Source organism: Peristeroidobacter soli (assembly GCF_004138485.1).
In the GTDB taxonomy this organism is placed as follows: domain Bacteria; phylum Pseudomonadota; class Gammaproteobacteria; order Steroidobacterales; family Steroidobacteraceae; genus Steroidobacter; species Steroidobacter soli.
The window spans coordinates 591,279-614,871 of the sequence record NZ_ML142848.1 but is presented as its reverse complement, the minus strand read 5'-3'; the positions used below and the strand labels follow the sequence as shown (position 1 = coordinate 614,871).

The 23,593-nt window shown below is 62.7% G+C and carries 19 protein-coding genes; 9 read left to right on the top strand and 10 right to left on the bottom strand.

Annotated elements, in window-relative coordinates; translation table 11 throughout:
- Window position 1: 1 nt before the first annotated feature.
- Together EKO19_RS02375 and EKO19_RS02370 are read right to left on the bottom strand one after the other, a co-directional pair.
- A complete protein-coding gene (locus EKO19_RS02375) occupies window positions 2–931 on the bottom strand; it encodes a hypothetical protein (RefSeq protein ID WP_129774800.1) in 930 nt (309 codons plus the stop codon).
- On the bottom strand, window positions 928–1,476 hold the full coding sequence (locus EKO19_RS02370; RefSeq protein WP_129774799.1) for an aspartyl/asparaginyl beta-hydroxylase domain-containing protein: 549 nt from the start codon (window positions 1,474–1,476) through the stop codon (window positions 928–930). The genes EKO19_RS02375 and EKO19_RS02370 overlap by 4 nt, the downstream gene beginning before the upstream one ends.
- 14 nt (window positions 1,477–1,490) lie before the next feature.
- Here EKO19_RS02370 and EKO19_RS02365 point away from each other — a divergent pair, with 14 nt between their 5' ends.
- From EKO19_RS02365 to EKO19_RS02355, 3 genes are all read left to right on the top strand, one after another.
- Entirely contained in the window at window positions 1,491–3,179 is a 1,689-nt protein-coding gene (locus tag EKO19_RS02365) for a tetratricopeptide repeat-containing sulfotransferase family protein (RefSeq protein ID WP_129774798.1), read from the top strand.
- 3 nt (window positions 3,180–3,182) lie between these two features.
- Window positions 3,183–4,280 (top strand): M55 family metallopeptidase, encoded by a 1,098-nt coding sequence (locus tag EKO19_RS02360; protein ID WP_129774797.1) that lies wholly within the window; start codon window positions 3,183–3,185, stop codon window positions 4,278–4,280.
- A 312-nt stretch (window positions 4,281–4,592) separates the two neighbouring features.
- Window positions 4,593–4,781, top strand: coding sequence for a hypothetical protein (locus EKO19_RS02355; protein WP_129774796.1), 189 nt, complete (start codon window positions 4,593–4,595; stop codon window positions 4,779–4,781).
- 58 nt (window positions 4,782–4,839) lie between these two features.
- On the opposite strand, the gene EKO19_RS38135 is transcribed toward EKO19_RS02355, so the two are convergent.
- The 4 genes from EKO19_RS38135 to EKO19_RS02340 form a co-directional block, all read right to left on the bottom strand.
- Window positions 4,840–5,058, bottom strand: a complete 219-nt coding sequence (locus EKO19_RS38135; RefSeq protein ID WP_157995087.1) for a hypothetical protein — start codon at window positions 5,056–5,058, stop codon at window positions 4,840–4,842.
- An 80-nt stretch (window positions 5,059–5,138) separates the two neighbouring features.
- Entirely contained in the window at window positions 5,139–5,744 is a 606-nt protein-coding gene (locus EKO19_RS38130) for a hypothetical protein (RefSeq protein ID WP_157995086.1), read from the bottom strand.
- A 379-nt stretch (window positions 5,745–6,123) separates the two neighbouring features.
- A complete protein-coding gene (locus EKO19_RS02345; RefSeq protein WP_157995085.1) occupies window positions 6,124–7,098 on the bottom strand; it encodes a FecR family protein in 975 nt (324 codons plus the stop codon).
- The gene (locus EKO19_RS02340) at window positions 7,095–7,655 is read right to left on the bottom strand and encodes an RNA polymerase sigma factor (protein WP_157995084.1); all 561 of its coding nucleotides are present in this window, start codon (window positions 7,653–7,655) and stop codon (window positions 7,095–7,097) included. The genes EKO19_RS02345 and EKO19_RS02340 overlap by 4 nt, the downstream gene beginning before the upstream one ends.
- A gap of 135 nt (window positions 7,656–7,790) precedes the next feature.
- Between EKO19_RS02340 and EKO19_RS02335 the strand changes: the two genes are divergently transcribed.
- Both EKO19_RS02335 and EKO19_RS02330 read left to right on the top strand, forming a co-directional pair.
- Window positions 7,791–10,613 carry a TonB-dependent receptor domain-containing protein gene (locus tag EKO19_RS02335; protein ID WP_157995083.1) on the top strand — a complete coding sequence of 941 codons (2,823 nt, stop codon included), beginning with the start codon at window positions 7,791–7,793 and terminating at the stop codon, window positions 10,611–10,613.
- A 36-nt stretch (window positions 10,614–10,649) separates the two neighbouring features.
- Window positions 10,650–11,237: a YhgN family NAAT transporter gene (locus EKO19_RS02330; RefSeq protein ID WP_129774791.1), complete on the top strand. Its 588-nt coding sequence runs from the start codon at window positions 10,650–10,652 to the stop codon at window positions 11,235–11,237.
- On the opposite strand, the gene EKO19_RS02325 is transcribed toward EKO19_RS02330, so the two are convergent.
- The 3 genes from EKO19_RS02325 to EKO19_RS02315 all read right to left on the bottom strand — a co-directional run bounded on the left by EKO19_RS02325 (window position 11,182) and on the right by EKO19_RS02315 (window position 15,853).
- Complete coding sequence (locus EKO19_RS02325) at window positions 11,182–12,624, bottom strand: ELWxxDGT repeat protein (protein ID WP_175596932.1); 1,443 nt, start codon at window positions 12,622–12,624, stop codon at window positions 11,182–11,184. The two genes, EKO19_RS02330 and EKO19_RS02325, sit on opposite strands and share 56 nt — an antisense overlap.
- Window positions 12,625–12,697: 73 nt before the next feature.
- Window positions 12,698–13,729 (bottom strand): ThuA domain-containing protein, encoded by a 1,032-nt coding sequence (locus EKO19_RS02320; protein WP_129774789.1) that lies wholly within the window; start codon window positions 13,727–13,729, stop codon window positions 12,698–12,700.
- A gap of 18 nt (window positions 13,730–13,747) precedes the next feature.
- Window positions 13,748–15,853, bottom strand: a complete 2,106-nt coding sequence (locus EKO19_RS02315; protein ID WP_217705088.1) for an outer membrane protein assembly factor BamB family protein — start codon at window positions 15,851–15,853, stop codon at window positions 13,748–13,750.
- A 288-nt stretch (window positions 15,854–16,141) separates the two neighbouring features.
- Between EKO19_RS02315 and EKO19_RS02310 the strand changes: the two genes are divergently transcribed.
- The gene (locus EKO19_RS02310; protein WP_129774787.1) at window positions 16,142–19,045 is read left to right on the top strand and encodes a TonB-dependent receptor domain-containing protein; all 2,904 of its coding nucleotides are present in this window, start codon (window positions 16,142–16,144) and stop codon (window positions 19,043–19,045) included.
- Between the two features lie 47 nt (window positions 19,046–19,092).
- Here the strand turns inward: EKO19_RS02310 and EKO19_RS02305 are convergent, their stop codons facing one another.
- Window positions 19,093–19,971 carry a sugar phosphate isomerase/epimerase family protein gene (locus EKO19_RS02305; protein WP_217705087.1) on the bottom strand — a complete coding sequence of 293 codons (879 nt, stop codon included), beginning with the start codon at window positions 19,969–19,971 and terminating at the stop codon, window positions 19,093–19,095.
- A 120-nt stretch (window positions 19,972–20,091) separates the two neighbouring features.
- Between EKO19_RS02305 and EKO19_RS02300 the strand changes: the two genes are divergently transcribed.
- From EKO19_RS02300 to EKO19_RS02290, 3 genes are read left to right on the top strand one after another with little or no spacing between them, the layout of a single operon-like run.
- Window positions 20,092–21,552: an aldehyde dehydrogenase gene (locus tag EKO19_RS02300; RefSeq protein WP_129774786.1), complete on the top strand. Its 1,461-nt coding sequence runs from the start codon at window positions 20,092–20,094 to the stop codon at window positions 21,550–21,552.
- Complete coding sequence (locus EKO19_RS02295) at window positions 21,549–22,751, top strand: CaiB/BaiF CoA transferase family protein (RefSeq protein ID WP_129774785.1); 1,203 nt, start codon at window positions 21,549–21,551, stop codon at window positions 22,749–22,751. Before EKO19_RS02300 ends, EKO19_RS02295 begins: the two co-directional genes overlap by 4 nt.
- Window positions 22,748–23,578 (top strand): citryl-CoA lyase, encoded by an 831-nt coding sequence (locus EKO19_RS02290; protein ID WP_129774784.1) that lies wholly within the window; start codon window positions 22,748–22,750, stop codon window positions 23,576–23,578. The genes EKO19_RS02295 and EKO19_RS02290 overlap by 4 nt, the downstream gene beginning before the upstream one ends.
- Window positions 23,579–23,593 lie beyond the last annotated feature (15 nt).

Here is a 23,593-nt window from a genome sequence, read left to right as displayed (position 1 = left end):
ATCACTCTTCGTACGGCCAGACTGCCAGGCCATGGATGGCATTGCGAACGTCCATGGACAGATTTCTGCTCAGCACTCGGGTGCCGCTCCTCAGGTCGTGGATGGATAGCGTCGAGGGAGATGAACCGACCGCGATCATGCCCGGAGCGACTTCGCACAGACCGCGCGCGAAGCCTGGCCGCGCGACGCCCGCATCGACGCGTTCTGAATTGAGTATTTGCTCATGCGGGTAGCCAGGCACGCTCATCGTCACGATTCGTCCCCCGCTATGGAAGCAGACCCGGTCGGCGGCGGTATCGTTGTAGATCAGTCCGCCGGCCAGCAACTGAGCGTTGTGAGTTCCCGTGGGCAGGCTCGCCACGGCGACCACCTCTTCGCCCCGAAGGCGCAGCAACTGTTGCATGCGCAAGCCGCTGACATGGATTCCCGTGGATGTGGCGGTGACGCTGTTGATGTGCAGTGCCTGACTCGGGGCGGGGCCCTGCGCCGCTTGCGGATCGTAAGCGAGCGCCTTGGCAGTACCCGCCTCATAGCGCAACTGCAGTCCCTGCACGAACGTTCGCGAGCGCAGATCGAACGTCAGGATGCTGTCGAAGCCGGTGGAAGTGACGAACAGCAGCTCGCCATGCACGGCAATCTCGTGGCAATGACGCAGGAAGCGGCAGGTGTACGTGTCGGTCCAATTGAACGCCCGATCGAGAAACAGGATCTCGGCATTGGCCGCGACGATGATGTTGTCCCGATGAAAGGCGATGCCGCGCAAGCCGCGATCGCCGCCGCGTCCGCTGATATCGATGTCGGTCCGGTTCCAGTCGAGCTTTTGCTCGATCGTGCCTTCGACCATATCGACCAGGAACAGTCCGCCGTGACTCTGGCCGAGTCGACTGCCACGAACCACCGACGATGCCAACAACCGCGGAACGTGGTTCATGACTGAGTCTGAGGAGGCGCGTAGTCGAAGATGAAGTGGATGCGCGGCTCGGTGCCGCGATTGATGACTTGATGCTCGACCCGGTTATTCAGTTCGAAGGCGAAATGAGCGCGAGGCGGAACAATTTCATTGCCGACGACGAACTCCACTTGCGGATTCGTTTGCAGTGGCACGTGGATTCGATGCGCGATGGCGAACGATGGATGCGAGTCGCGGTGGCGGGCGATGCGGCCGCCGGGCGGCAAGCGCGTCATCATGGCGCGCAGTACTTGACCGCCGGGCGCATAGTGGTCGGCGATGATCCGGTCCATCACCGGCACGGCCACGTCGGCGAGCAGATCCCAGCCGTTGGCGCGTGCGATGGAAATCTTCGGCCAGCCCGAACAGAACAACAGGATGAGCGATTGGGTTTGTGCATGAACATCGTACGACTGCTGACGGCGGGCATCCTGGTGCCACTGCGGTTCCTCGACGCTCAATACGCGCCGGGTGAGCTCGGTGCAGTCGTATTCGCCCAGCGGGCTGGTGGGTTCGCCGATCAGCATGGGAGCACTCTAGCATGAACGTCACAGCCGCTCGCGCCGCCGCCGACAGCAGAGTCGAGGCGGCCTTCCTGAGACACAAGCAAGGCGATGTTCCTTTTGCTTACGCGGTCTACAAGGAAGTGCTCGCGGAGTTTCCGGATCATTCGCGCGCGCTTCACTATCTGGGATTGATTGCGCAACAGACCGGCCATCCGCAGGAGGCTCTGCGCTTGCTACAGCGTGCAATCCAGATCGAGCCGGGCGATGCGCGTGCTCACAACCACCTCGGCCAGGTGTGGGTGGGGCTGAAAGACAAGGAAGCCGCGCTCGACTGTTTCGAGCGGGCCGTGCAGGTCGATCCCACGCATGCGGACTCCATCAACAATCTTGCAAACGCCCTCCGGGTTCGCGATCCGGTGCGGGCGATCGAATTGTATCGGCGGGCTCTGGAGCTGAACCCGCTCTCGGCGCTCGCGGCCTATAACCTTGCGAACGCCTTGAACGAAGAGCGCGATTCGGACGGTGCCGTCGCCATGCATGAACGTGCGTTGGAGATCGATCCCCGGTTCGTGCGCGCTCATATCAATCTCGGCTTGCTGCTGGAGCAGAAAGGTCGCTTCACCGAGGCTGCCGAGCATTATCAGCGCGTCCTCGAGATCAGACCCCGGCACCCCGGCGCGCTGGCAAATTTGATCGCGGTCCGCTCCTATGAGCCGAGCGCCGAGATTGTCCGGGATGCCGAGCAACTGCTGACCGATGACGACATCGATGAGCGGGCACGTATCAGGTTACATAGCGGCATCGGCAAGTACTACGATCGCGAGCGACAGTACCCACGCGCGTTCGAACATTTCATTGCCGCCAAACGCATCGTCCAGGAGCGCGGAGCAGGTTTCGAAATACGGCGCGTCGCCGAGCAGATCGATCGAACGATTGCCGCGTTCTCACGATCCTTCTTCGATCGGGCGACTGCGCATGGCGGCGATTCCGCGCGGCCGGTCTTCATCGTGGGCATGCCGCGCTCCGGCACCACGCTCACCGAACAGATCCTGGCCAGTCATCGCTCAGTGTCCGGTGCCGGTGAATTGCAGGATATGCCGCGCATCCTCAAGGGACTGCGTCCGGGCTATCCGGCCAACGTTGCGACGCTCGACGCGTCGAGGCTGGCCGCGCTGGCACAGGAGTATCTGCGCGGCCTCGAAGCGAATGCCGGGGAGGCATTGCGCGTCACCGATAAACTGCCGGTGAACTTCATGCACCTGGGCATGATTGCCACGATGTTCCCGCATGCCCGCATCGTCCATTGCCGACGCGACCCCATGGACGTGGGATTGTCCTGCCTGATCGAGCTGTTCGACATGGACAGCGATTTCACCACCAGTCTGGAACATTTCGGCCAGTACTTCCTGCAGTACGACCGCCTCATGGCGCATTGGCGCGCGTCGTTGCCGTTGCCGATGTTCGAACTGCGCTACGAAGCGCTGGTGAAGGATCCTGAGACACACGCTCGCGCACTGGTCGACTACTGCGGGCTCGAATGGGATCCCGCCTGTCTCGATTTCCAACAAACCGGCCGCACCGTCCGCACACCGAGTCGCTGGCAGGTCCGGCAGCCCATCTATCAGCGTTCGGTCGGTCGCTGGCGCAACTATGAAGAGCAGATGGAGCCGCTGCGTCGATTGTTGCGCGAGAGTGACTATAAATACATTCAAGTCGAGGAGTGATTAATGAAAGTGTTCTCAATCGTGGGGGGAGCGTTCCGTGGGCGAGCGCTGGCCATGGTGCTGGTGCTGCTCACCGGTGTTTTATCTACTGAGTTTGCCAACGCTGCGGACCGGCCAGGGCCACGCGTTCTGCTGATCCATGACATGGAAGGGCTGTCCGGTCAAAACGATCCCTATACATTTTTATATGGCCACCCGGCGTATCCGCGAGGGCAGGCGCTGTTGATCGCGGACGTCAATGCGGTGATCGAAGGCTTGTTTGCTGGCGGTGCCGCTTCCGTGGTCGTCGCCGACGGTCATGGCAGCGGCAATCCCGGGCCCGACATTCTGGTGGACCAGCTGGATAAGCGCGCCCGGCTGATATCGCGCGCGGAGCCTTTCGACGCCTATCTCGATCTCGCGCAAAAAAGCGAGTTCGATGCCGTCGCGGTGGTGGGCATGCATTGCAAGAGCGGTAGCGGTGGATTCGCGGCTCACACCTATACGATCGGCATGGAATTGCTGGTGAACGGTCACTCGATCACTGAAACCGAGCTGGTCGGATTGCTGTACGGGCGAGCGGGCATTCCAGTGATTTTTGCGTCCGGCGACGATCGACTCGCGGCCGATCTGAAAACCATGCCCTGGCTGCAGTATGTGACCACCAAGAAGGCCAAGAGCGCTTCGGACGCTGAGCTCTATCCCGTGGAGCAGGTGCACGCAGCCATGCGCAAGCAGGCAAAGCTGGCGGTACAGCGATTGAGTTCGGCGGTGGTCATGCGCCCGGAGGGGCCGTTGCGGATCGCCGTGCGCGCGGTGGCGCCAGCAAATATGCGGTGGCTGAAGGGCATGCCCGGCGTGAGCTATGAAAATGAGACTGTTTCTTTTACCGCCAGCGACATGGCGGAGGGTTACCGACGCATCAGGCCCATCGTTACCGCACTGTCCTTTTCCTTCGCCGATGCCGAGCAGGCGCCGATGAACGCGCTGCCGAATGCCGACGATCTGAAATTCAAGGGGATGGAGGAGCTGTATCGCCGCTGGTTTGCCGCGGAATCCGGACACGCGGCCGCCGCGCCGGCGCAGTCGGCCCGGAAGTCGGAATATCACGGCTTCGAGTGAGCTAGCGCCGCCGGCCGCCGCGCGGAAGCTTCTCCGGCTCGAGGCAGCTGAGCAGCCGGGCGAGATCTTTACTCGCCCGGTCGGAGCGATGAATGACTGCATGCCGGCTCCCGGACCGTCTCTTCCCGCAGGAAACGTTGCCCTTGCAACTCGCCGCGATTCAGATTCATCTGCAAGTCAAGCCGGGCGCGCTAAGGGTTGCAAAATCTTCCCGGCGTGGGCGCCGCAGATTCCGTTCAGCGGACGCCCTATTCAGATGGGGCGCGTGCTGGCCTAAGTTGATGCTCAGTCAACTTGTGCCCGGATGCGCCCATGCAGAATCAGCTTCGTGCCCGCTCTCGAATCGGTCGGCTGACCTTGATCGACGAAGACGATAAGTCGTCCAGCCCGTCGTACTTCGAGTGGCGTGAGCAGACGATTCGCATGCAGGCGTTCAAGCCGGTCGCCAAGGCGCAGCCCAAGGCCGGCTCCCTCGCTCGACTGTTCCGCCGCTTCGGCTGAATTTTCATCGCCCGGTTGTCGGAAAGCGCCCACGGCGCCCGTCCTAGGAACGCCAACTTCATTTAGCGCGCAAGGTCCGGGCGGCGCGGAGCGCGTCACGGCGATCGAGAACTTCTCGTAACAGATCGCAGGCGTCGTCGACGCCCAGGCCGCGGCTCAGCTCCAGGAACATGAAGAGCGAGCCGTCCCGCTCCGCTCGCAATACCGACTGGACGAACGATCGACTGACCCCACTCCATCGCGCCAGATCGGTCTGGCGCAGTCGGCGAGCCGACATGCGTTTGCGCACGGCGTCGGCAAGTGCGCGCTTCGTGAGCTCCTCTCGGACCTCACGAGTTTCCCCGACGGGTTCTCGTATCATCGTGCGAGGAACTCGGCGCGTAGCGCGCTCGCGGTGTCGTTCAATGCGGCGATGGCATCGTCCCATCGAACGTTTCCAAGCAGACCGACCGGATGATCCAGCGCCGCCAGCGCCGCATCGAGTCCAAGCGCCAGCCGATGCACGTCGATGGCATGAGGAGCGCGGAGCCGCAGTCGGTGTCGAATCGTCAGTGCGCGAAGCCGGTTCTGGACGCCAACGGTTGCGTCCAACGCGTCGCGTTCCGAGAGCAATTCCGCGGTGATGCGTAAGCTCGCCACTTCCGCGGCCAAGCATTCGTTCAGATCGGGCGCGAGCCACGCGGGCCATTGCGCCAACGTCACATCGAAGAGATGGGGATACGCCGCCGCGAGGATTTGCAATGAACGCGTTCTATGGATGCTCGCGGACGGCGTGGTCCGCGGGTGAATGTATGTACCGAGGGCACGCGGAGTGGCGCTTGCTCGTTGCAGCGGCAGAATCAACTGGGACAGGGGCACTTTGAAGTGCCACGCCAGTGCTTGCGCTTCGTCCCAAGATGGCAGCGCCTGTCCCGTGACCAATTGATCGATGCGCCATCGAGGAGTGCCGGTGCACGACGCCATGTCCTGCAGCGATCGCGTGTGCTGCCATCTCAGAGTGCACAGAGTGGCAGCGAATGTTCTGGCAGCACGATCCAGTGAGCTTCGATCGGCTCCGCGAGCCTCGGTCTTCAACAGTTCGCCCTCGATGGAGTCGATCTCGATCGTTGTTGATGTTAGATATATCTCAACATCACGACGAGATGGCGAGCGGGCAAATGCCGAATTTAGTTGCTTGCGCGCGAGATCACGTTTTTCGACTCGCGCACGAATCGAAAAACAGCTTGCGTTACGGAGCAGCTAGTTGCAACCGGATGGTTGTTTGTAGCGCGCGGGATCTATAAGAAGGAACGTTAGCGCGCGACGATGACCCTAATGGGTCGTCGCCGCGTCGCATGTTTCGTCATCGCGTCGAGGGCGCCTGCGGCGGCCAAACTCTGATCGTCGCCAGGCCCGGTCGATACACCAGCACCGGACTGCCGGTCTTGTTGGCGACGTGCTGCGCGAACTCGACCGGCGATTTGAATTGGAAAACGCCCGACACGGGCGAGGCGAGCGCGGGCGATGAGCCATCGAGCGCAATCTTGATGCCGCTGCGCGCGGAGAAATCCGCCACGGCTTCGATGGCGGGCCGGCGATCGAACTGAATGGTCGTCGCCCATCGCAATGCCGGCGTGTCCTTGCCCAGGCGCACGCGCTCGATGCTGTTGGAGGACACCTGGGCCTGTTCGTTCGGGTGCAGATAGAAGGGCGCGAAGCCGGCGGCGGGAGAGACGGCGACTGTTCCTTCCTCCACGGTCACCTTGGCATCCCGATCGTCGAGGGCGACGCCAAACGCGGTGCCTCGGGCTTCGACGACTGCGAGCTGCGTGTGCACGAAGAAGGGCCGGCCCGGCGCCCGGGCGACCTGAAAGAAGGCGTTGCCGTAGCGCAGTCGCATCGACCGTTGCCTTCTATCGAACTCGACTTCCACGCGGGTGTTGGGCTCTGCGCGCAGATAACTGCCATCCTCGAGCGGCCAGCCGGCGGCTTTGTCGGCGGTCACGAAAACCATGGTGTCCGGGCGGTTTTCGTAGCGGATCGTCGTCACGATGACGCCGAGGTGCAGGCAGATCGCCAGAGCGACGGCCGCCAGTTTCAATGGCAGAGCACGGGGCGCCTCCTCACGATGCGAGGCCGAGCGCTGACGGACCATGAACATCCGCTCGTGCTCGGTCGCCGCGGCATCGAAAGCTTCCTGATTCTCGGGGTTGGATTGCCAGTCGATGAACGACTGCCATTCCTGGTCCTGCAGGTCGGGAGCGTCGAGGCGTCCATACCAGAATTCCGCTGCACGCTGCCGACTGCTCGGTTCGTCGATGAAATCCGGGTGGTTCATGGGTTGTTGCCTTTGGCTAGGCCCAGCTTGTCGCGGAGCCATTGGCGGGTGGAACGAAGTTTGCGGTACACCGTGTCGCGGTCGAGGCCCAGGCTCTCGGCGATCGCCTTCGGCGTTTCGCCGCTGGCGCGGGCTTCATAAATGTTTCGGTCTTCGGCGGGCAGTTGCTCGAGCACCCGATCGGTTCGCGCCCATTGCTGTTGCCCGTCGCAGATGCGTTCCGGCGTGAGCTCGTCGGCGTCGCCTCGCGATACCGCCTGGTCATCCACGAAGCGCCGGTTCAGGCGCAGGTGCAGCCACTGGTCGCGAAGCTGCTCTCTCTGGATATTTCTGGCCATGCCCAACGCATAGCTCTTCATGTCCAGGATGGTCGTGATGTCGGGGCTGTTGCGCATCCGCACGTAGATCTCGTTCAACATCTCGAGCGCGGCGTCCGGATATTTCAGTCGAACGCGCAGAATCCGATGCACGGCGCCCTCGATCTGGAACCAGCGCCGGTCGAAAGGATCCTGCCGGTCGAGCGGCGGGGGATTGGGTGGGGCTTCTCGGTCGGTCACGTGAAATCTCGCTTTGTTAGAGCGAAGTTGCACGAGGCCATGAGTTTTGACAGCCAATCGGGGCTCGCATCAAAAATATCGTCAACGGCGGCTGAAAGGCGGGGTAACCGAAACGCGCCAGACGATCTAGCGAAAATGGCTTGCCGTTCTACGTATGCTTTTGCGCCGCGGACCGGTGGCGATGTCGCGATTCACTGCACGTTGCTCATCTGCCTGTCGTTGACCGCGCCCGTGCTCGCGAGCGATCGGAGTCATCGGACCTGCACCGCGACCGAGCCGATCACGGAGGCGTTGTTCGCACTCGGGCAGCGCACCGGCGCCACCATCACTTACGACTCCGACTCATTGCCTCAAGTGAAGGTCTGTCACATCGGCGCTGAACTGGAGATCGGCGCGGCGTTGGAACAGATGCTCGCGGGCACTGGGCTGACGGCCCTGCGGACCGGCACTCTCGCGTACGACTTGCGCAGCGCTCCCGTCAATCAGAGACCGGCGACAACTGTGCGTGTACCCACAGGGGTTGAGGCAACCAACGACGCGGGCACGCTGACTGTGCAAGGCACTCGAATCGGCGCCTCGCGCATCAGTCCTGCCGACGTGATCTTCTCGGCCAACGATTACGATCAGGTCGGCTTTGCGACGGTAGGAGACGCTGTCGTACATGCGGCCGGACAGATGTCTTCTGAATTCGTTTGGGGCGACGGCGCGCAGTTCGCGGACCTGCGAGGGCTGGGCATCAACTTCACGGCGGTGAGAATCAACCGGGGTTGGCTCGCACCCACCGCCATTTCCGGAGTCGCGTTCGACTTGAATGCGATCCCGCTGAGTTTCGTCGAACGGGTCGAAGCAGTGGACGAGATGCGTGCCGCCGAGCTCGGGCTGCGTGCGCTCGGCGGCACGATCGATATCGAGCTCAAGAAACCCGGCGCGCCGCTGGCGTGGTATGCCATCGGCGGCGCGGCCGGCGGCGGCATGCAACGTCAGGTGGCTGCCAGTGTCGGGACCGATCGGGCGCGGTGGTCCGCCGGTCTGTGGGTGGATTATTTCGACCGCAAAGAGCTGCCCGGGCAGTCGCGCGACTTCTCGCGCGATCAAAATTACAGTGAATACGGCGGGCCGGACTATCGCTCGCGCGCCACCTGGCCCGGCAACGTTCGCTCGACCACGGGCGCGCCTTTGCCAGGACTATCTGCTTCGTTCGCGGCGGTGCCCGATGGGACGCCGGACCGCGTCGCCAGCATCGGCGATTTTCAGGACACCGCCGGCGAGTATCGGCTCGACAGCCTGCGTCGCTTCTCGTCGATCCTGCCCGCCACGAACCGGCGCAGTGTGCTGGCGACCGTGCAAGGCAAGTCTCGCTCGATCGCGCCCTTCGCCGAGCTCATGGGCGTGTGGCGCGATTGCGATTACCGGTACACGCCACCTACCGTGCTGGATGCTCTAGTGCCGGCTGACAATCCCTACAATCCTTTCGGCGCGCCGGTGTACGTGTCGCGCTTGTTTCTGGAGATCGAGCCGCGACAGGTCGAGACCGAGTCGCGGTGGTGGCGTCTCGCCAGCGGGCTGCGGGGGCAGCTGGGAGCGTGGCAGTGGTCGGTCACGGGTTCGCGCAGTGAAGAATTCGCTACGCGCTGGGCAAACCATGCGCTCGATGATCGTCGCGTCGCCGCCGCGCTGGCCTCGACCGATCCGGCGACCGCCCTCAATATGTTTCAGGCCGGTGCCGCCGGCAGTCCCGAGCTGATGGACTCGCTGCAATTGCCGCCCAGCGCATTCAACATTCGCTCGTTCGGGACAGCCGCCGCGGCGACCTTGAGGGGACCGTTGTTCGCATCGGTCGGCGGCGATGCCATCGGGTCGTTCGATGCGCAATGGCGCGATGAACGCAGTGTCGGGGCGCGAACCGTCGCGACGGCGCAGGCGGGGCTGGATATTCCTTTATGGGTTCTCGAAGCGCATCTGAGCACGCGCTGGGATCGCTTCAGCGATATCGGCGATATCGCCACCTCCAGTTACGCGCTGCGGTGGCGGCCGCTGCCAGGGCTCGAGCTGCATGCATCGTTGGCCAGTCAGTTTCGAGCGCCGTCTCTGTTCGAAATGTTCGGCCCGGGCTATGAAGTCGTAACCGCGGTTCCGGACCGACGCAGAGGCGGCGAAGTGGTGCCGGTCATCGTCCGAGGCGGCAACAACCCCGAGTTGCCGCTGGCGCGCGGCGATTCCACGTCGTTCGGATTTACTGTGTCGCCGAGCGCTCTGCCGAAGCTGACGTTGCAGGCCGACTATTGGTTGAAACAAATCGACAGTCGTATCATGACGCCGCCGCTGAGTCTGGTGCTGGAGCATGAAGCGGAGTTCGCGGGACTGATCCAACGTGAAGCTCCTTCCGCCGCGGACCTGGCGGCTGGGCGGCCTGGCGTCATTCGATCAGTCGATATCTCGATGACTCATGTCGGTGGGCTCGAGGCAAGCGGCATCGATGCGAGTGTTTCCTATCGCTTCCTTTGGGACATCGACGCGACGTTGGCCGCCACGTGGATGGATCAGTTCGCCACGGTCGATGTTCCCGGGACCGCGCCGACGACTCGCCTCGGCGTCGCCAATCCTCGTGGCACCGTTCCGCGGTGGCGAGGTGCGTTGTCGCTCAAATGGCAAAGCGAGCTTGCGAGCGCGGCCCTGCAAACGCGGCTCATCGGCTCGTACGACGACATGGTTGCGAACCGGCGCACAGGGCGGCAGCTGCATCCGCAGGCTTTTGTCGATCTGCAGGCATCGATGAGTGTCGAGGCACTGTGGCCGGACACCGGGCTGTCTCGTGGTGTGAGAGTGACGGTGGGTGCTCTGAACGTTTTGGATACTCCGCCACAGTATTCTGCGTCGGGGCTGGATGTCGGATTCGATCCGTCGTTGAGCGATCCCAGGCAGCGCTTCTGGTTCATGCGGCTGGAAAAGCAGTTCTGAGTGACGCGTCGCATTCAGTTGTGCGATTCTGTGCGGATGGACATCCTCTCCGCCGTCATCACACTGTGGTTGATCATGGATCCGCTGGGCAATGTGCCCGTGTTCCTCGCGGTGCTCAAGCGGGTGCCGCCGGAGCGGCGGCGGAAAGTGCTGGTGCGCGAGGTATTGATCGCGTATGTCGTATTGATCTTTTTCATGCTCCTCGGCGATCGCGCGCTGTCGCTGCTGAGAATTCAGCAGGGGACCATCAGTATCGCGGGCGGCATCGTGCTGTTTCTGATCGCCCTGCGCATGGTCTTTCCCGCCGCCGGCGGGCTCGACGATAACTCCGAGGGCGAGCCGCTGGTGGTGCCCCTTGCGATTCCCTTGATCGCCGGCCCGTCGACGCTCGCGACCCTGCTGCTGCTCCGGGGCACGACCGAGAGCACGTTTCAGCTGTGGCTGGCGACCACCGTCGCCTGGGCGGCCACCGCGGTCATTCTGATTGCCGCTCCGTTCTTTTATAAGGCGCTCGGCGAGCGGGGCTTGATTGCGATGGAGCGCTTGATGGGCATGGTGCTGGTGATGATCAGTGTCCAGATGTTCCTGGATGGAGTGGCGACATTTCTGGGGCACTCGGCTTGAGCGCTTGCCCACCGGAATCGACTATCCATAGTCGCGCCTGACCCTGATCGTCGTCGCCGACGAAGGCGAGCTGTTTGCCGAACGCAACGAATTGATTTGGATAGGAGCTGTCCTTGCCGGCGCGGAGGTCCTTCAGCATCGCAGGCGACTGAGTTCCACCTTTGACGCGCCAGGGTTCCCAGCCGTGTGCCGGCGTGCCGGCGGCAAAGTAGAGCGAGTTGCCGATGGCGGTGAGTTGGCCGGGTGACGAGCTGTCCTGGCCTGGATTGATATCGGCCGTCATGCGCGTGCCGGCCGCTGAGCCGTCGCTCTGCCAGAGTTCGACTCCGTGTTTCCCATCCATGGCGGCGAAGAAGATCATGCCGTTGACCGTAACGAGATGACTCGGGAGCGAGCTCTCGATGCCGGGGCGGATGTCCTTCACGAGCTGTGTGCCTCGCTCCGTACCGTCGGTCCGCCACAGTTCGAAGCCGTGCTTGCCGTCGTTGGCTTGAAAGTAGATGTGGTCGTTGAGGCGTTGCAGGTAGCGGGGCTGCGAGGCGGCCGAACCGGGTCGAATGTCTCTGATCAGCCGCGTGTTGGCCCGGGCATCTGTTCGCCATGGCTCGATGCCGTGTTCCTCGTCGGCCGCGACCGCCACGACAAAGTCACCAAGGGCCCGCAGGGACAGCACGTTCGTATCCAACGCGCCGGGATTGATGTCTGTCACCCGGCGCGTGCCGGACCGAGTGCCGTCGGTGACCCAGATCTCCGCTCCGGCGGTGGGATCGTTGGCGACGAAGAAGACGAGATTGCCGGCTGCGGTGAGATGTCGCGGCACGGAGCCGGGTGGGCCCGGTGAGATATCGGCGACGAGCGAGGTTGAATCAGGGGTGCCGCCGGTGCGCCAGAGTTCGTGGCCGTGTTCGCCGTCGTCAGCGACGAAATACAAATATTCGCCGGCGACGGTTGGCGCGTTGGGCGTCGAAGCGGCGGCGCCGCGCTGGATATCCTTTATAAGTGTCGTGCCGTCCGCGGTTCCGTCGCTGGACCAGAGTTCGAGGCCGTGCGTGCCATCGTCTGCTGCGAAGAAGACGCGATTGTGAAATGAAGTAATGGATGCGGGATAGGAACCGCGGAAGCCAGGGCGGATATCTTTGACGGGGCGAGTGCCGGCGTCCGTGCCGTCGGAGGTCCAGAGTTCGAAGCCGGTGTCTGGGTGAGAGGCGCCGAAGAACAGACGGGCGTCGGAGTTGGCGTCCCCACGGGGATTCGAACCCCCGTTACTTACGTGCGCTATCAATCCCGCTGGCGCCGTGAAAGAAACGCGGGACGGCTGATCCGCCGCGCCTGGCGAGCTGTATCCGCCACCGATCATTATCATCGCCAGCAGGGCATGCGACGGCATGCCCCACCGGTCGGATCGATGACGCCGGAGGGTCGCCCGAGCTGGCAGGCACTTGCCGGGCATCGGACGTGCGCTAGCGCCCACCCGTGCAGAACGGCACCAGTCCCATCGCCGACTTGATGCCATTCACCACCATCTGTTTGAACTGCGGCTGGCCGGGGAATCCCGAGCCATCCGTGAATGCCGCGCCGTCGTGACCCAGCGTCGTGACCCACGAGCGACCGCCGTCGTAATACTGGCACCACGTCACCGGATGAAAGTCGCCATGCCCTGGATGCACCGTGCGCCGGGTGGCGAGCGTGTTCTCATCCACGGTGGCAAGAAATTTCACCCGGGTCGGAAACGGCTCGAGGTTGTACCACTCATCCCGGAACGGCCAGCTCTTCGGCAACCCTGTCGTGGAGGAGTCGCCGCGCGAGACGATTTTCACCATGCCGTCCTGATTCGCGCCATGATCGTAGTAGTTGGCATTGCCGAGCAGCCCTTCGTACCAGGGCCAGTTGTATTCCGTTCCGAACGCGTTGTGGATCCCGACGAATCCGCCGCCAGCGCGAATGTATTGTCGAAGCGCGGTCTTGGCCGCATCCAGATGCGCGCTGGTCGAAGTGTTGATTGCCAGCGTCGGATCGATAGCACGCCCGTGAGCCTGCAACGTATCGCGAGTGGTGCTGGCGAAAATCACGGCCTTGTAGCGATGCAGATTGGAGAGACGCGTCACATCCTCAGTCCAGTCGACCTCGATGCCCTCCTGCTCCAGCCAGCTCTTGAGCGCGTTCTGCATCACGTTGCCCGAGCCCAGCGCAGGATTCAATCCGGCCGCGAGGCGAGGACCGAGGTTCGCGTGTCTCGGCCCGGCGGTGCGCGAATAAATGAGCACGCGATTGCCTTCGCGCTCGCCGGCCGCCCAGTCGTGATAGCAACGAGGATCGACGCCCCGGCAAACGTTGTACGCCGGATCGTAGCTGCTGCTCTTGTCACCACGATCGTTGCGATCGTAGTGATCGTCATCGTCGTAGCCGCGATCGCCGGCGGCCGCGCTCAATGAGAGTCCTAGTGTCGCGCAGGCAAGCCACGCGGCTCGCGCGAGAGCTGGTTGGTTCGTCATTTTCTATCCCCCTGCTGGTTATTGAGTCGGCTGAATGACTTCCACCTTGCCGGTCGGTCGCGGGCTGAAACAGTCGTTGAAGAAGTATTCCCCGGGCTGATCGAACCGGTACGTCGCCGATTCGCCCGGCGCGAGGCGGAAGTTGAACAAGCCTTCGAAGAACTGGGTCGCGCAGTGCGTATTGAGGTTCGTGGCTGGATTGGTGAACGTCACTGTCGAGCCCGGCGCGACGCGAAGATGAGTCGGTGCCATGCCGTTGACCGCAGTCGATTCCGTCGCGCCAACCGTGTTGCTCGCGGCGTTGTAAGTGCGAGCGAGAACGACGGTATTGGCGACGACGCTGCCTTCGACCGGACCACCCGACACAGGCCGACGAACGACAGGAGCGGGCGGCGTGACGGCTTGCGCGAGTTTGCCGCCAAGTCTGAACGCCCACAGATTGTCACCGCGCGGCGCCGAGTTGCCGTAGGGAATGCCGGTGCCGCCGGCATAGATGGCGATGTACTGCTCGCCATTGATCTCATAGCTGATGGGGCTCGCGCTGATCGCAGCGCCAGTCTGGAAGCGCCACAACTCTTCGCCACTGCGCGCATCGAGCGCGAGCAGATTACCGTCGGGCTGGCCGATGAAAAGCAGATCCGATGCGGTCGTGAGAATGCCGTTGCCGTGTGCCAGCGAGTACGGCATCCGTTTCTTCCAGCGAATGCGATTGGTGCTTGGGTCGACCGCGACGATGCCACCTGTCTGATATTCGCCCGGCGGCCGCAAACCATTGCTCGATTCGGTGAGAGAGTGGGCCGCGGCCACGTAGCCGAAGCCGGTGTACATCAAGCCGGTGCTTTGACTGAACGAGTGATGATTCCAGTCCGCGCCGCCGCCGTGGCCCGGCACTGAGAGGATCGGAACATCCCAATGCGCCGGATAGATGCAGCCGCGCTCATAGTTCGGTACCGCGCGATTGGGGTTGCCTGGAATCGCAGTACCGAGCGGTTGATCGACGACGCATGTTTCAGTCCAGGCGCCTTGTCGCGGGAACGGTTGCGTCGGCGATGTTTTCTGTCGCGGCTCCTGCGCCACGGGAATCTCATCGATGCCGAGCGGCGCGCTGCCGTCGCGGCGATCGAGAACGTAATACATGCCGGATTTGCTGCCGTAGACGATGAGCTTGCGCTCGCGGCCGCGGATTCTGGCATCGACGATCACCGGGGCCATGACGTTGTCCATGTCCCAGATGTCGTGATGAACGGACTGGAAGTGCCATTTGTAGGCGCCGGTATCCAGGTCGAGCGCGACGATGGAATTGCCGAACAAGTTGTCGCCGCCGCGCGTGGCGCCGTTCTGCGAAGACCCGGCGCGAATATTGCCGAACGTGAAGTAGACGGTCTTCAATTCCGGATCGATGGCCGGATGAATCCAGGGCGCGGCGCCGGCTTCTTGCCAGGTATCGCCTTCCCAGGTGTCGTTGCCGAACTCGCCGGGGCCGGGTGCGCCCCAGAAATGCCAGAGCTTGTCGCCGCTCGTCGCATCCAGGGCCAAGGCGGCGTTTCGGTCGGCGTCGTTGGTGCCGATGAACAGACGACCGCCGTAATAAACGACCGCGACTTTCTCGACATTGCCCCAGCCTTCGTGCTGCCGTTCCCATACGACTTCACCGGTGTCTTTGTCGAGCGCGACCACGTAGTTGTCGCCGGATAGCGTGTAGACCAATCCCTGGCCCACAGCGACACCGCGACGGGTGAGATTTCCTCGGGTCTGCAGATACTTCCACCGGGTCACGCCGGTCCGCCCATCGACGGCAATCACGTTGCCGAGCGCCGATTCCAGATAAATCACACCGTCGACGACCACCGGCGTGCTCTGGTTGTTGCCGGTGGTCAGGCCGCCTTCGATCTTGTTCAACCACACCGCGCCGAGCTTGCGCAGCCTGGCCCGATCGATTTGTTTCAGCCGGCTGTAGTTCTGATTGCCGAGATTGCCGCCGACTTTCGGGAAATCTTCATCGCCAGCAGTGCAACAGTCTTTGAGATCGGCCGCGCGCGGGCGGTGACGATGATCGTCACCGGCATCAGCGGCAAGAGGAGAGAGCGATAAGACAGCGAGAGACAAGGCGAGTCTGAGCTTCATGGTCGTCTCCGTGACGCGTGTTCGCATGGCCCGCGGGCGCGCGCATGCGCTTCATGCAAATGTTCCATTCGCACGCCCCCTGAAATCGTCGCTTGTTAGCTATCGGTCGCGGCGAAAGTAAATTAACCGTTTGGTACATGTCAACGCGCTTGACACAAACGTACTGGTTCGTACACTCAGATCATACGCTCGCCCCTGGGCCGGTATGGGCTTGCCCGTACCGGTTTCGTTTCAGGGCAATGGAAACGCGCGAGCGCCACAGAACATCGTCAAGACAGGGGGCAATCGATGCGTACCAGAACAGGGGCCATTGCACAGGCCGCGTCTTTCCTGGCCGTCTTCAGCCATGGGGTGGCGTTCGGCCAGGCCGCCGCACCGGCCAGCACCGCCAGCACGCAGGAAGTCGAAGAGCTGGTCGTCACCGGCTCGCGTATCTCACGGCCGGATTATTCCTCGAGCAGTCCGATCGTCACTTTCGGCGAGGACGCCATCACCCAGACCGGCACGGTCAACATCGAGAACGCGCTGAATCAGCTGCCGCAGTTCGTGCAGGGCCAGACGCAGAGCACGATCGGCGCGGTCGCGTTGGCGGGGCGTGCATCGTTGAATCTGCGAGGGCTCGGCGAACAGCGCAACCTGGTATTGCTCGACGGCCGGCGCCTGCCGTTGTCGAATGCCAATGCGATCGTCGACGTCAACTTGATTCCGCAGTTCATTCTCGAAGGCGTGGAGACGATCACCGGCGGCGCATCGGCGGTGTACGGTTCGGACGCGATGTCGGGCGTCGTCAACTTCAAGAGCAAGCGACGCGTCGATGGCGTGCAGATCGATCTTCGCTCGGGCATCAGCGATCGCGGCGACGCGAATACGACGGACGTTGGCATCACTGCGGGTTTCGAAATCAGCGAGGGCCGCGGCAATGTGCTGCTGTCCGCGGGCTACACCGATCGCGACGTGCTGTTCGGCAGGGATCGCGACTTCTATCAGCTCGGCGTCCTGTCGTCGTTCGTTGCCAACGGCACCTATGTGCCGTCGCCGACGAATCTGCCGACGCAGGCCGCGGTCAACACGGTGTTTGCTCAATACGGCGTGGCGCCAGGCTCGGTGCTGAATTCCCGCAGTCTGGGCGTGAACGACAACGGCACGCTGTTCGGTCAGATTGGCGTGTTCAACTATCAGGGCCCGACCACGGGTTACTTCAGCACCACTGGCAACAATGTTCGCCAGCCGGTCACGTACCAGGAGTACATCGTCAATCCGATGGAACGTAAGTCGTTCTTCGGCAAGTTCGACTATGACGTGAGCGAGAACATCGAGGTGTACGGTCAGTTCCTCTACAACCGCACGACGGCGACAGGGCAGGTGGGCTGGACCCCGACGCTGTATGTCGTGCCCACGGTGCCCGTGACGAATCCATTCATTCCGAATGATCTGCGCACGATTCTGGCGTCGCGCCCGAATCCCACCGCGGACTTCACAATCAACCAGCGCTTCATGGGGTTGGAAGCACGCGCGTTCCCGTCCGACTTCACGGTCGGCCAATACATCTTCGGCGTGCGTGGCGATCTGCCGTTCAAGGACTGGCAGTGGGACATCTACGGCTCGTATGACTCGACCGATCTGGTCGAGACGCAGGACAAGGCCATTCTGAACTCCCGTATGCGCACGCTGCTGTATGCGGCGGACGGTGGCGCGTCGATCTGTGCGGGCGGGTTCAATCCGTTCGGCTATGCAAATTCGACGGCGGTTTCGCAGCAGTGCCGGGACTATCTCGAAGCGGAGACTCACGACTACACGCAGCTCACGCAGACCATCTTCGAAGCCAGCGTCAAAGGCTCGCTGTTTGCGATGCCCGCCGGCGACTTGAAGTTCGCGTTCACGCTGGACACGCGCGAGAACAAGTTCGAGTTCGACCCGGACCCGTCGCGGGAGAACCTGGACATCATCGGTACCTTGCAGACCTATCCCGCGCAGGGCTCGAGCGATGTGAAAGAGGCGGCCCTCGAGTTGCTCGTGCCGCTGCTCAAGGACAAGGCGTTCGCGCGTCGGCTGGATCTGAACCTGGGCTTCCGCGTGTCCGATTACGACGTGTCGGGGCGAGTTGAAACCTACAAGGCCGACGGCATGTGGGAGCCGTTCAAGGGCTTCTCGTTCCGAGGTGGCTTCGAACATGCAATTCGGGCGCCGAACATTGGTGAGCTGTACAACCGACTCGGCGCACAGGCACAGATCGGTTCACCGCCGGGGCAGGGCGATCCTTGCGATGTGCGTTCATCGGCTCGCACCGGTGCGAGTGGCGCGGCGGTTCGAGCTCTTTGCGTGGCCACTGGCGTGCCATCGCAGATCGCGGACACCTATCAGTACACGACGGTGGCCATCGGCGTCATCAACAGCGGCAATAAGGATCTGACGCCCGAAGAGGCGGAGACGATCACGTTCGGCGCGGTGTGGCGTCCATCGTTCGACTCTGCGCTGTTCTCGGATGTGTCGATCTCAGTCGACTACTACGACATCGACATCAGCGATGTGATCGGGCCGGTGAGTGGTGGCACGGCGCTGAGCAAGTGCTACAACCTCGATGGCAGCAATCCTTCGTACGACGCGGCCAACGTCTACTGCCAGATCATTCAGCGCAACGCTACGACAGGTGGTGTGGACATCATCGCCACGCCGTACTTCAACCTCGGCGGCCTGCGGACCAGTGGTATCGATGCGCAGGTCGATTGGCAGTTTCCGCTCGGCCCGGGCAGCCTGGATGTGAATCTGGTGGCGAACTTTACCAACTCGTACGAAGTGCAGCTGTTGCAAGGCTCGCGGTGGCAGGAGTTTGCAGGCACCATCGATGGCACCCAGAACGGCGGCATTCCGCTGCCGGATTGGAAGACGCTGATGTCTCTGACATACCGTCTGCCGAACTTCGAGGCGGGCGTGCGTTGGCGTCATCTGCCCTCGATGGACGATGTGACGGCAGTGACGCGACCGGCAAGCCCGGCGGCGGGCGTGCCGGCCTACGATTTGTTTGATCTGACGCTGGCGTATCGGCTGAACGACGCCATTCTGCTTCGCGGCGGCGTCAACAACCTTGCCGACGAAGAGCCGCCGATCGTCGGTGGCACGATCGGTCAGACGCAGCCGGGCACTTACGACATTCTTGGTCGCTACTACTACGCGGGTCTGCAGCTGAACTTCTGATGTTCAGTCGGGCGCCGAGGGGGAATGCTCCTCGGTGCCCGCGTTTTCTAGGGGTGCAGGCGACGCGAGGACGGCGGCGTCGAATCGAGCGGGCGCGACGAGCTGGCGGCAAAGAAATCCTTGGCGCTCTCCAATGCGAGCCGCGCGCACTCCTCAAGTCCAACTCTCTTTGCCAGCGCGGCGGTCGGAATCTCGAGCGAGTAGGGAATGCCGGCTGGCAGCGCGCCCAGAATTCCTTGCAGGTCCAGCCCGCCCGTGCCGAGAAACATTCGGTCGTTGCGGGCAGCGAAGATCAAACCATCGAGGGTCGGGGGCGGTTCGCTCGGTGCGTCGCAGACTTGGGCGTAGTGGAACCACGAGCGTGGCAGCCTGGCCAGCTCGGCGACATCTTCATGGGATCGCGAGAAATGCAACGTATCGATGAGTAGCCCGGCATTGTTTCGCGCGGCGCCTCGAACGATTGCAGCGGCACGGGCGAGGTCCGCTGTCTCGGTCCATGTCACGAACTCGATGTCGGCGGTGAGATTGCGCGTCCCGGCGGCGTCACAGAGCTGAGCGAAATGCTCGATGACGCGTTCCAGGTTCGAGTCGGCGCCCTGAGCGATGAGATGCCGGGCACCGAGCTCGGCGCTCACATCCAGCAGGGCATCGTGCTCGTGGATATCGAAGTCCGGTGTGAGGCGAATGAGCTCCACATCCAGGACTCGCAAACCGGTCGCCGCGAGCTGTCTCTTCGTTTCCAGCAGAAGCGCGCGATCCCGATGTAACGCGTACTGCGGCTCGTCGGCCGTGACAGCGTTGAGCCGCAAGCCCACGTAGGAATAACCAGCCTTGGCTGCCGCGGCGATCATCCCGGGCGGCGCCAGGCCGAGCACGGTGAGGTGGGCGAGGGAATATTCAGGATGCATGCGCGGCCCGTGGCTCATCAATGAACCAAATAGTACACACGTATGGACTAGTTAGTCCACAAAGGGCTACTCTAGCGTCCGCGCCGCCGCGGGGATTCTCATCGTCTCGATGAGTGCGGACGGTTGCGGGCCAGATAAATGAAACGCTATGGGCACTACATCGGCGGCAAGGAGACGGCGCCGCGCGGCGGGAGTTATCTCGCGAGTGAAAATCCGTACAGCGGCGAAGCCTGGGCCGAGATCGCGCGGGGCAATGCCGACGATGTGGCTGCGGCGGTAAGCGCGGCGAGAGCTGCATCCACCAATCCAGCGTGGTCCGAAATCTCAGCGTCGAAGCGGGCCGCGTTACTGCGCAAGGTGGCCGATCTGATCATCGAAGAGGCGCCGCGCCTGGCGCAGATCGAGCAACGCGACAACGGCAAACTGGCCTCCGAGGTCACTTCGCAGGTTCGTTACGTCGGCGAATATTTTCATTACTACGCGGGCCTTGCCGACAAAGTGCAGGGCCACGTCGTGCCGAACGACAAAGGCGGCGCGCTCACCTACATTCGCTACGAACCGAAGGGTGTGATTGGCATCATCACCCCGTGGAATTCGCCTCTGACATTGACGAGTTGGAAGTTGGCTCCGGCATTGGCGGCGGGCTGCACGGCCGTCATCAAGCCTTCCGAGTTCACCTCCTGCGCCATCGTCGAATTCGCAGATCTGTTCCGGCGCGCCGGCTTCCCGGATGGTGTCGTGAACGTGGTCACGGGCTTCGGCGATGAAGTTGGCGCGCCGCTGGTGTCGCATCCCGACGTTGCTCACATCGGCTTTACCGGTGGCGAGGCGGCCGGCATCCGCGTCTATGAGCTGGCGGCGCGGGGCTTGAAGACAGTCACACTGGAGTTGGGCGGGAAATCGCCGAACATCATCTTCGACGATGCCGATTTCGACCTGGCGTTGAACGGCGTGTTCGCCGGCATCTTCGCAGCGTCCGGGCAGAGTTGTCAGGCCGGCTCGCGGTTGTTGTTACAGCGATCCATCCACGATGAATTCGTCGCACGTCTGGTGGCATTCACCAAGGGCTTGAAGCTGGGCGATCCGACGCTGGCGGAGACTCAGGTCGGTCCGATCGCCACGCGCCCGCAATTCGAAAAGATCCTGAAGTACATCGACATTGCCAAAGCGGAGGGGGCTCGCTGTGTGGCAGGCGGCAATGCGCGTCCCGACCTGGGCGCGGGGCAGTTCATCGAACCGACCATCTTCACCGACGTCGACATGCGGATGCGGATCGCGCGCGAGGAAGTGTTCGGTCCCGTGCTGTGTGTGATTCCGTTCGAGGACGAGGCAGATGCGGTGCGGATCGGCAACGATGTGGCGTTCGGCCTGGCCGCGGCGGTGTGGACCAAGGATCTGCATCGAGCGATGTCCATGACCGCGAAGCTCAAAGCCGGCACCGTGTGGGTGAACAATTATCGCGCAACGAGTTTCACCGCTCCATTTGGCGGCATGAAGCGCTCAGGCATCGGCCGTGAGTCCGGGCTCGATGCGATTCGCGAGTATCTGGACACCAAGTGCGTCTGGATCGCCAATGCACCAGCGAGGAAGTCCTCATGACGGCAGTGCTGTCCGGCATTCGAGTCATCGATATCACCAATGTGCTGGCAGGGCCGTTCTGTTCCTATCAGCTGACGCTCTCCGGCGCGCAGGTCATCAAGGTCGAGGTCCCCGAAACCGGCGACCTCGCGCGACAGCTGGGCGCGAACCCGGAGCTCAATCAGCAGCTCATGGGGGCGTCGTTCATCGCGCAGAACGGCGGCAAGAAATCCCTGACGTTGAATCTGAAGCTCGAGGGCGGCAAGGAAATATTCCGTCGACTGGTGCGCAGTGCCGATGTGCTGGTGGAGAACTTTCGCCCTGGCGTGATGGATCGGCTGGGGTTGGGCTACCACGCGCTCGCCGGCATCAATCCGCGACTCATTTACTGTGCGATCAGCGGCTTCGGTCAGGAAGGGCCGATGCGCGAGGCGCCGGCGTATGACCAGATCGTGCAGGGCCTGTCGGGCGTGATGAGTATCACCGGCGATCGTCACAACGCGCCTTACCGCGTCGGCTATCCGGTGAGCGACAGCATTGGCGGATTGACCGCGGCCTTCGCTATCTCCAGCGCGCTGGTCGGGCGGGAGCGCACTGGCGAAGGAAGATTCATCGATGTCTCGATGCTCGACTCGACCATCGCGACCATGGGCTGGGTGGTGTCGAACTATCTGCTCGCCGGCGTCGAGCCCGAAGCCATCGGCAACGACAACTTCACCGCCGCGCCGTCGGGCACGTTCAAAACAGGCGCCGGGCTGTTGAACATCGCGGCGAACACGGACGATCAGTTTGCATCGCTGGCCAGGCTCATCGAGCGGCCGGATCTGGTGGGCGATCCCCGCTTTCTGACTCGCGAATCGCGCAAGCGGAATCGTGAAGTGCTGACGTTGCTGATCGAGACGGAATTGCGTCAGCAGCCAGCCGTGTATTGGGAAGATCAGCTCAACAAAGCGGGCGTGCCCGCGGGGCGCGTGTTGAGCGTCCCGCAAGCATTGGATCTGCCGCAGATTGCGCATCGGCAGTTGATTCGAAAGGTTCCGAACGTCGCCGGTATCGGCAAGGACGTGAGCGTCGTGCAAGGCGGCTATCGCTATTCCGATGCTGATGCTCCGGCCGATCTCCGGCCGCCGACACTGGGCCAGCACACCGAGGAAATGCTCCGCGAACTCGGCTATGGCTCAGAAGAGATCCAGGGCTTTCGTTCCAGCGGTGCGATATGAGCGACGACTCGCGGACCTTGGTCGATAAGGCACATGCCTGGTGGGACACACGGATCATCGACATCCATCCGGGCACGATCGAGGTGCGTGGCTATCCCATTCAGGAGCTGATCGGGCGCATCTCGTTCCCCGACATGATCTGGCTCATGACCCGCGGTGAGCTGCCATCGAAGGGACAGAGCAAGTTGCTCGAGGCGGCACTGGTGGCGTCGGTCGATCACGGCCCGCACGCGCCGTCGATTGCCATCGCGCGCATGGCGATCACCTGCGGCGTCGATCTCAACAACGCAGTCGCCTCCGGCGTGAACGTGCTCGGCGACATCCATGGGGGCCCGGGCCAGCAGTGCATGGAATTGTACGAAGAGGTTCGTGCTGCCAGCGGTGACGATCTCGCGGCGTCGACCGATCGTGCGCTCGACAGCTTTGTCGCGCGGAACGGCAAGATCATTCCCGGCTTCGGTCATCGCTTTCATCCCGTCGACCCGCGCGTCGCTCCGTTGCTTGCGTTGGTGGAGGAGGCGGCGCGCGATGGCACGGTCTCGGGAAACTATGCGCGCATCGGTGTCGAGGTTGAAGCAGCGCTGCGTCGACGCACCGGTAGAGCCATCCCGATGAACATCGATGGCATCACCGCGGTGATCTTTTCCGAATTGGGTTTCCCCCCGCCCATGGGGCGCGGCTTGTTCATCCTGTCGCGCTCCGTGGGAATCCTGTCGCATGCCTGGGAACAATCGCAGCGGAACGAGCGCATCAAAGGTCCCATGCCCAAAGAGATTCCATATACCTACAGCGGCCCGGAGCGACGCTCGCTCGATCCGGATCGATGAGCCCATTGAAGGTCG

Bases quoted from the DNA above. Each gene is read 5' to 3' on its own strand.
- EKO19_RS02365 (WP_129774798.1), top strand. From the start codon at position 1,491: ATGAACGTCACAGCCGCTCGCGCCGCCGCCGACAGCAGAGTCGAGGCG.
- EKO19_RS02295 (WP_129774785.1), top strand. From the start codon at position 21,549: ATGACGGCAGTGCTGTCCGGCATTCGAGTCATCGATATCACCAATGTG.
- EKO19_RS02360 (WP_129774797.1), top strand. From the start codon at position 3,183: ATGAAAGTGTTCTCAATCGTGGGGGGAGCGTTCCGTGGGCGAGCGCTG.
- EKO19_RS02375 (WP_129774800.1), bottom strand. From the start codon at position 931: ATGAACCACGTTCCGCGGTTGTTGGCATCGTCGGTGGTTCGTGGCAGT.
- EKO19_RS02310 (WP_129774787.1), top strand. From the start codon at position 16,142: ATGCGTACCAGAACAGGGGCCATTGCACAGGCCGCGTCTTTCCTGGCC.
- EKO19_RS02370 (WP_129774799.1), bottom strand. From the start codon at position 1,476: ATGCTGATCGGCGAACCCACCAGCCCGCTGGGCGAATACGACTGCACC.
- EKO19_RS02300 (WP_129774786.1), top strand. From the start codon at position 20,092: ATGAAACGCTATGGGCACTACATCGGCGGCAAGGAGACGGCGCCGCGC.
- EKO19_RS38130 (WP_157995086.1), bottom strand. From the start codon at position 5,744: ATGGCGTCGTGCACCGGCACTCCTCGATGGCGCATCGATCAATTGGTC.
- EKO19_RS38135 (WP_157995087.1), bottom strand. From the start codon at position 5,058: ATGTCGGCTCGCCGACTGCGCCAGACCGATCTGGCGCGATGGAGTGGG.
- EKO19_RS02315 (WP_217705088.1), bottom strand. From the start codon at position 15,853: ATGAAGCTCAGACTCGCCTTGTCTCTCGCTGTCTTATCGCTCTCTCCT.
- EKO19_RS02345 (WP_157995085.1), bottom strand. From the start codon at position 7,098: ATGAACCACCCGGATTTCATCGACGAACCGAGCAGTCGGCAGCGTGCA.
- EKO19_RS02330 (WP_129774791.1), top strand. From the start codon at position 10,650: ATGGACATCCTCTCCGCCGTCATCACACTGTGGTTGATCATGGATCCG.
- EKO19_RS02320 (WP_129774789.1), bottom strand. From the start codon at position 13,729: ATGACGAACCAACCAGCTCTCGCGCGAGCCGCGTGGCTTGCCTGCGCG.
- EKO19_RS02290 (WP_129774784.1), top strand. From the start codon at position 22,748: ATGAGCGACGACTCGCGGACCTTGGTCGATAAGGCACATGCCTGGTGG.
- EKO19_RS02355 (WP_129774796.1), top strand. From the start codon at position 4,593: ATGCAGAATCAGCTTCGTGCCCGCTCTCGAATCGGTCGGCTGACCTTG.
- EKO19_RS02305 (WP_217705087.1), bottom strand. From the start codon at position 19,971: ATGAGCCACGGGCCGCGCATGCATCCTGAATATTCCCTCGCCCACCTC.
- EKO19_RS02325 (WP_175596932.1), bottom strand. From the start codon at position 12,624: ATGCCGTCGCATGCCCTGCTGGCGATGATAATGATCGGTGGCGGATAC.
- EKO19_RS02335 (WP_157995083.1), top strand. From the start codon at position 7,791: ATGGCTTGCCGTTCTACGTATGCTTTTGCGCCGCGGACCGGTGGCGAT.